We start from the raw sequence: 1,229 nt of genomic DNA, 5'->3' as shown, positions 1-1,229 counted from the left end.
CGGCCCACGACACGCCGGGCTGGATCGTAGCCGCGTTCTCCATCGACGCCGACGCCGCCCGAGCGTGCCGCCTGCGCATCCATGACGGCACCCGTCGGGCTGGCCTCACGCCCGGCTCGCTCGCGGTCGTCCATCGTGAGAGCGTGGGCGAGGCGCTCGAACACGCCCGACGCTGACAAGCGCAAGAACCAGCGATGCACGGTCGACCAGGGTGGGAACTCATGCGGCAGGTGCTGCCAAGCGCAGCCTGTCCGTAACACATACAGGACGCCATCCAGCACCGACCGCATCGGCCAGCGCCAGGGGCGACCCCTTGATGCGGGACTAGGCAGCATCGCGCCGACGACGGCCCATTCAGCGTCGGTCAGACAGGTTGCGTAGGGGCGGCTTTCGCGCGCAAGCTCGGTGCGAGCGGTAGGGGTCCACATCGGCGATCCAGGGTGAGCGTCAGACACTCTCCCAACGCCCGCGACACCTGCCGCTCAGCCCATTTTGAAACGGGGTCTTAGCAAGATCGTCGATAACCGCGTCTCGAGAAGCATCTCACCGGATCGAGCGATGCGCTTCGTAGTCTGCATGAAGAAAATAGTTGCGGGATTTTGGATTGGTGGCAGCCTTTAGGACTGAGGCAGCTACGGAGACCGGATTGAACCCTATCGACGTAAGGCAGACCGATCCGCGTCAGCATGAGCGGTGCTTGCAGCGGGACGCTCACCCGATCACTGGATGGCCGCTCAAGCCCTTGGCCCGCCTTGATCGCGAAGGCGCACGGGGATGCCTGGCTGATCTCGCCACCGCCGGGCTGCTGTCGCGTCAGGCTGCCTTCGTCGTGCTCGCCTGCGCCGATCTGAGGGACCCGAGCTGCTTCCTGGATCAGCTTGGTATCGCACCCCCCGGTGCGGCCGGCCTCGGTGAGGTGCTGCGGACGCGCACAGCTCGCGATCTGATCGGTGCAACGTTTGCCGTGCCGGGTCGGGCCGTCCCTACCGGGTATCTCAGGGCGCTGCTGCGCATCGGCGAGGGGCGCGAAAGCGAGCTCGGGCGGGACGCCCTCACCGATCCGGAGGCCTATCGTCGGCTGTGGCAGATTTTTACACGCGAACCGCAGGGCGCGAGGGCTGCCGCGTTGCGCTATTGCGGCCGCATCAGTGCCGGTACCCTGGTAGCGGTCGACAGCCTCGACCCTGTGCTGATCCATCCCGAGATCCTCCGGCACATCGCCACGGCCG

The 1,229-nt window shown here is 66.6% G+C and carries 2 protein-coding genes; one reads left to right on the top strand and one right to left on the bottom strand.

The genetic code is table 11. From position 1 onward, the window contains the following. On the bottom strand, positions 1–428 hold a 428-nt coding region (locus MKK68_RS28160), incomplete at its 3' end, for a transposase (protein ID WP_244033600.1). A 218-nt stretch (positions 429–646) separates the two neighbouring features. On the opposite strand from MKK68_RS28160, the gene MKK68_RS28155 reads away from it, so the two are divergent. Beyond that, on the top strand, positions 647–1,229 hold a 583-nt coding region (locus MKK68_RS28155), incomplete at its 3' end, for a hypothetical protein (protein ID WP_244033599.1).

Source organism: Methylobacterium sp. E-016 (assembly GCF_022829745.1).
Classification (GTDB): Bacteria; Pseudomonadota; Alphaproteobacteria; order Rhizobiales; family Beijerinckiaceae; genus Methylobacterium.
This window is presented reverse-complemented; position numbering and strand designations above follow the sequence as displayed.